Origin of the sequence: Devosia sp., from assembly GCF_017307565.1 — a bacterium.
GTDB lineage: Bacteria > Pseudomonadota > Alphaproteobacteria > Rhizobiales > Devosiaceae > Devosia.
On sequence record NZ_JAFKHD010000161.1, the window covers coordinates 1 to 5,427 of the forward strand.

Here is a 5,427-nt window from a genome sequence, read left to right on the forward strand (position 1 = left end):
GAAGACGCGGCCCGTCACGGCATCAGCGAAACCGCTGCCAAAGTCTCCATTCATCGGGGCCTAAAATCCCTGATGTCCAGGTTCGGGAGGGGCGCACCATGACAGACGACCTCATCGCCCGCCTTTCGGCCGATCTGAAACCCATCGCCCCGCGCGCGCTCGAACGCCGCCTCTGGCTCGCCCTTGTCATCGGCCTTGCCATCACCACGCTGGCCGCCTGGCTCGTGCTGGATCGCATGCTTTGCCGGCCCTTCGGTGGTGCCTTTGGCGGCCCCATGTTCTGGGTAAAGTTCGGCTATACACTGGCCTTCGGCCTCTTCGGCCTCGCCGCCGCGCCAGTCCTTGCCCGGCCCGATGGTCGCATCGTCTGGCCGCTCTTGGTCGCCGGCCTGCTCGTGCTGCTTGCGCTTGTCCTGGGCACAGTGGACTGGATGCGCGCCGATTGGGCCATGCCCGCCCTTATGGGCGATACGGCCATGGTTTGCCCATGGCTCATCACGCTCACCGGCCTGCCAATTCTGGGTGTCTTGCTGTCCGCCATGCGTGGCCTGGCGCCACGCTCGCCTGCCCTGGCTGGCTTTGCCGCCGGGCTCGTCGCCGGCGGCTTCGGCGCGCTGGCCTATGCCTTTTATTGCGGTGAGACCGGCATGATGTTCATGGCGGTCTGGTACACGCTGGGTATGGCGATGACGGCACTGCTCGGCGCCATCATCGGAAGCGTCATGCTGCGCTGGTAGGCGGGACTACTCGTCCTTCGCCGCCCAGTTCATGCCGCGGCGCATGATCGTCGCCATATTGGTGTTCTCGAATTCCTTGGCCTGATGGCCAAGGGTCATGTGGAACACCTTGCCCTTGCCATGCTTGCGCTTCCACACGACCGGCATCACCACGCCGTCGATCCATGACGCATGCTCGCCAGTAAAGGTCGTCGTCGCCAGCACCTCGTTCGAGGGGTCGACATGCATGTAGTACTGCTCGGACTTGTACGGGAAGTTGGCAGGAATCCCCGCCATGATCGGGTCTTCGGGCTTGCTCACATCGACCGTGTAGTCGATGATATTGCCCGGGTGAGCCACCCACTGGCCACCGACCATGAACTGATAGTCCACCGCATCGCGGAAAGCATCGCTCATGCCGCCATGGTGCCCGGCAAGACCCACGCCACCTTCGACAGCCTTGGTGAGGTTCTCGACCTCTTCCTTGGTGATCTTGCTCATCGTGAAAATCGGGATGATCAGCGACAGGTCACGAATGGAGGGATCAGCAAAGGCGCTGGTTTCGGTCGCCGTACGCACCGCATAGCCATCTTCGTGCAGCCAGCGACGGTAGATCGTCGCGCATTCCTCGGGATCATGGCCTTCCCAGCCGCCATAGACGATCAAAGCACTGCGCATCAGGGTACCCCCTCAAATCAAACGGGGCGGAGAATACCTGACTCATCCGCTATTGAAACCCCATATGGCATCGATTGCAGCCAGCGCTCGCGCGTGGCCAACCACCGGATAAATCTCGGAAATGAAACACTTTCCACTGTCACAATTAGCTGGTTAACTCTCCTTAATGCTTCAGTGGCGGCACGAAAAATGTCGGGAGCGCCTGATGTCGAAGCAGGGCCTTGTTGCAATAACGAAGGAACCACAGGGATGAAGAAGCTTTTGCTGGGCGCCTCCGCGCTCACCCTCTGCGCCGGTTTTTCGACCGCCGCCCATGCCGAGTTCACACTCAACATCCTGCACATCAACGACTTCCACTCGCGCTTTGACCCGATCACCGGCTCGGATTCCAACTGCGATGCAGAGACCGACGCCAAGGGCGAGTGCTTCGGCGGCATCGCGCGCCTCAAGACCATCATCGACGACACCCGCGCCAAATATGCCGACGGCAATTCCCTGCTTCTCTCGGCCGGCGACAATTTCCAGGGCTCGCTCTACTACACCACCTACAAATCCAAAGTCGTTTCCGACTTCTTCAACCAGATGGGTTTTGACGTCGTCGCCACCGGCAATCACGAATTCGACGACGGCCCGGAAGAATACCTGAAGTTCATCGAAGCGGCCAAGTTCCCCATCATCGGCGGCAACTTCGACGTCACCAAGGATGAAGGCCTGCGCGGCAAGGTCCGTGGCTCCATCGTCCTCGATGTCGGCGGCGAAAAGATCGGCATCATCGGCGCCACCACCGAAGACACCCCGGAAATCGCCTCGCCCGGCGACGTCGAATTCCACGACGTCATCCAGTATGTCCGCGGCGCCTCCGAAGCGCTCGACGCCGCCGGCGTCAACAAGATCATTCTCCTCAGCCACATCGGCTACACCGAAGACCTCAACGTCGCGGCCTCCCTGCCGCTCGTCGACGTCATCGTCGGCGGCCACAGCCACACTCTGCTCTCCAACACGGCAGAAGGCGCCGCTGGCCCCTACCCCACCATGGTCACCAATCCCGATGGCGTGGAAGTTCCCGTCGTCCAGGCCAACCAGTATGGCAAGTATCTGGGCGACATCGCCATCACCTGGGATGACAATGGCAAGGTCATCAAGGCCGAAGGCGAACCCTACCTGATCGACGCCAGCGTCACCGCCAACGAAGACTTCAAGGGCCAGCTGCAGACCCTGCTCGGCCCGATCGAGGAAATGACCAGCAAGGTCATCGGCTCCACCACCGAAAAGCTCCAAGGCGCCCGCGAAGTCTGCCGCGTGCAGGAATGCACCATGGGCAACCTCCTGGCCGATGCCATCCTTGATCGCGTTGCCGATCAGGGCGCATCGATCGCCTTCCAGAACGGCGGCGGCATCCGTGCCTCCATCGACGCCGGCAAGATCACCGTCGGCGACGTGCTGACCGTCCTGCCCTTCTCGAACACCCTCGCCACCGTGCAGATCAGCGGCGCCGACGTGATCGAGGCGCTCGAAAACGGCACCAGCGACATCGAGAACGGCGCCGGCCGCTTCGCCCAGGTCGCAGGCCTGAAGTACACCTACACCCTCGCCAATCCTCCGGGCGAACGCGTCAGCGACGTCCTCGTCAAGGGCGAAGGCGACACCTGGGTGCCGATCGACGAAGACGCCGACTATATCGTCGTGACCAACAACTACGTGCGTGGTGGTGGCGACGGCTACGAAACCTTCGCCTCGGGCGACAATCCCTACGACTTCGGCCCGCCGCTGGAGCAGGTCGTTGCCGACTACATCGCCAAGCTCGGCGGCGAGTACACGCCCTACCTCGATGGCCGCATCACGGTGAAGTAAAGTCTTGTCCACTCATGCGAAGGGCGCCCATCGGGCGCCCTTTTGCGTTGTAGACCATGCCACTGCGATATCGCGCAAAGGGAAACGCCCATGTGCCGGAACATCAAGCCGCTCTTCAACTTCGAGCCGCCCGCCAGCAAGAACGAAATGCATGAGGCGGCCCTGCAATTCGTCCGCAAGATCTCCGGCTTCAACCGCCCTTCGCAGGCCAACGAAGCCGCCTTCTACGACGCCGTGGAAGACATCGAGAAATCCGTCCGCAAGCTGCTGAACGCCCTCGACACCAAGGCACCGCCAAGGGATCGCGAGGTCGTCGCAGCCAAGGCCCGTGAACGGGCTCGCGAACGCTACGGCACAAGCTGAACCGCAGGGCGCCCTCTCTAGCCCTCGACCACGAGGCCGGTCAGCCTGCGCACCAGCGGCAGCATCAGCAGCAAAACCGGAAAGGCCACGACCCAGGAAACAAGCCACGCCGTCGGCCATGCAGCCAAAGCCTCGGGACCGAAACCCTGGGTTTTGAGCACACTGATCGCCGAGACCACGCAAGTCATCAGCAAGGACAGGAAAAACGGGGTGACAAAGGCGCCATAGCGCCGGGGCAGCTTGCGAAAAGCCATGCAACGAACTCCGTGAGGCCCACCACGGTGCGGCGGGACAAGAAACGCGTTGATTGACGTGAACGCTTACGGAGCTTTCAGAGCACTGCCGCGCCTATGCCATCAAACCCATGCGGACACAAGCCCTCATACCCGCCGCGCCAACTGCCCCCAGGCCAGCAGGATGACGACTGCGCCCACGATGGCACCAATGAAATTCGCGCCATCTCCCGGCCCATACCAGCCGATCTGCTGCCCGAGCCAGGTGGCCACCACCGAGCCGACAATGCCGAGCACCGTGGTCAGAATGAAGCCGCGCGGCTTATCGCGTCCCGGCGTAATGAGCTTGGCGATAACGCCCGCAAGAAAACCGATGATAATAGCCCAGAGGATACCCATGCGACGCGCTCCACGATTGCCAGACATAAATTGAAATCACCGGGCCTGCTTGCAAGACGCAGCAACAAAAAAGGCCCGCATCGCTGCGGGCCTTTCGTCGTTCAGAAAAGTCAGACCTTGTGCTCGGTCCGATCGCGATCCGTCACGGTGCCGAGATCGAGCACCTTCTGGATATTGGTCGCGTGGCGGAAGCTCGGCTCGAGGTTCTTCCCATCGCGGACGGCCTCGGCAAAGCGCTCGTAATTGGTCTTTACGGGATCAACGGCAACCTCGGTCCACACGCCGGTTTCGATATCGTCGCCGAGGCAGGTGAAAAGCTTTGACCAGTCGTGGCGGTGCTGCACTTCCACCGAACCCTTGTCGCCATAGACGCGCAGGCGCAGTTCGTTGAAATGCCCGGTAGCCCAGCGCGTCGCGTGGATCACGCCCAACGCGCCGTTCTCGAGCTGCGCCGTCATGGCAAAGCTGTCATTGGCGTCGAGATCGTATTCGCCGATCTTGTTGCCCTCGGCCTTGTCGAAGGTGTGCAGCCGGCAGAACACTTCCGAGAAGTCGCTGCCCGCGCCATAGGCAGCAAAGTCGAGGATATGCACGCCGATATCGCCGAGCACGCCGTTCGAGCCATGCTTCTTGGAAAGGCGCCACAGCCACTGGCTTTCGGTGCGCCAGTCGCCCCAGGCCTTCGACACCAGCCAGCTCTGCAGATAGCTCGCCTCAAAATGCTTCACATTGCCGACGAGCCCGGACTGCACGATCTCGCGGGCCTTCTGCAGCTGCGCGACATTGCGATAGGTCAGGTTGACCATGTTGATCAAACCGAGCCGTTCGGCCGTCTCGGTCATTTCCATGGCCTTGGCATGGTCCGTCGCCAGCGGCTTTTCGCAGAAGACGTGCTTGCCGGCATTGAGCGCCGCCATGGTGGTCGGGTGGTGGATGCTGTCCGGGGTGACATTGGCCACCGCGTCGAACTCGCCCCAGGCCAGCGCCGCATCGAGCGAGCCAAAGCCCTTCTCGATCCCATGAATCTTGTTGAACGCTTCCACGCGGGCCGGATCGACGTCCACGCCGCCAGCCAGCGTCACGCCGTCAATCGCCGCAAAATGCTTGGCATGCTGATTGGCCATGCCGCCGGTACCCAGAATGAGGATACGCATTCTTTTGATTCCTTGGCCGCCGCGGCGGCCGCT

Annotated in this window: 7 protein-coding genes; 3 read left to right on the forward strand and 4 right to left on the reverse strand. The window is 61.8% G+C overall.

Annotation, left to right across the window (positions count from 1 at the left end):
- Nucleotides 1–98 precede the first annotated feature (98 nt).
- Nucleotides 99–737 carry a DUF1109 domain-containing protein gene (locus J0I64_RS04425; RefSeq protein ID WP_291406399.1) on the forward strand — a complete coding sequence of 213 codons (639 nt, stop codon included), beginning with the start codon at nucleotides 99–101 and terminating at the stop codon, nucleotides 735–737.
- Nucleotides 738–743: 6 nt separating this feature from the next.
- Here the strand turns inward: J0I64_RS04425 and J0I64_RS04430 are convergent, their stop codons facing one another.
- Nucleotides 744–1,394 carry a ThuA domain-containing protein gene (locus J0I64_RS04430; RefSeq protein ID WP_291406400.1) on the reverse strand — a complete coding sequence of 217 codons (651 nt, stop codon included), beginning with the start codon at nucleotides 1,392–1,394 and terminating at the stop codon, nucleotides 744–746.
- Between the two features lie 249 nt (nucleotides 1,395–1,643).
- On the opposite strand from J0I64_RS04430, the gene J0I64_RS04435 reads away from it, so the two are divergent.
- Both J0I64_RS04435 and J0I64_RS04440 read left to right on the forward strand, forming a co-directional pair.
- The gene (locus J0I64_RS04435) at nucleotides 1,644–3,245 is read left to right on the forward strand and encodes a bifunctional metallophosphatase/5'-nucleotidase (RefSeq protein ID WP_291406401.1); all 1,602 of its coding nucleotides are present in this window, start codon (nucleotides 1,644–1,646) and stop codon (nucleotides 3,243–3,245) included.
- A 90-nt stretch (nucleotides 3,246–3,335) separates the two neighbouring features.
- A complete protein-coding gene (locus J0I64_RS04440) occupies nucleotides 3,336–3,608 on the forward strand; it encodes a DUF2277 domain-containing protein (protein ID WP_291406402.1) in 273 nt (90 codons plus the stop codon).
- Between the two features lie 17 nt (nucleotides 3,609–3,625).
- Here the strand turns inward: J0I64_RS04440 and J0I64_RS04445 are convergent, their stop codons facing one another.
- The 3 genes from J0I64_RS04445 to J0I64_RS04455 all read right to left on the reverse strand — a co-directional run bounded on the left by J0I64_RS04445 (nucleotide 3,626) and on the right by J0I64_RS04455 (nucleotide 5,394).
- Nucleotides 3,626–3,862 carry a DUF2798 domain-containing protein gene (locus J0I64_RS04445; protein ID WP_291406403.1) on the reverse strand — a complete coding sequence of 79 codons (237 nt, stop codon included), beginning with the start codon at nucleotides 3,860–3,862 and terminating at the stop codon, nucleotides 3,626–3,628.
- Between the two features lie 126 nt (nucleotides 3,863–3,988).
- Nucleotides 3,989–4,240, reverse strand: a complete 252-nt coding sequence (locus J0I64_RS04450) for a GlsB/YeaQ/YmgE family stress response membrane protein (protein WP_291406404.1) — start codon at nucleotides 4,238–4,240, stop codon at nucleotides 3,989–3,991.
- Between the two features lie 110 nt (nucleotides 4,241–4,350).
- On the reverse strand, nucleotides 4,351–5,394 hold the full coding sequence (locus J0I64_RS04455; RefSeq protein WP_291406405.1) for a Gfo/Idh/MocA family oxidoreductase: 1,044 nt from the start codon (nucleotides 5,392–5,394) through the stop codon (nucleotides 4,351–4,353).
- Between the last annotated feature and the right edge of the window lie 33 nt (nucleotides 5,395–5,427).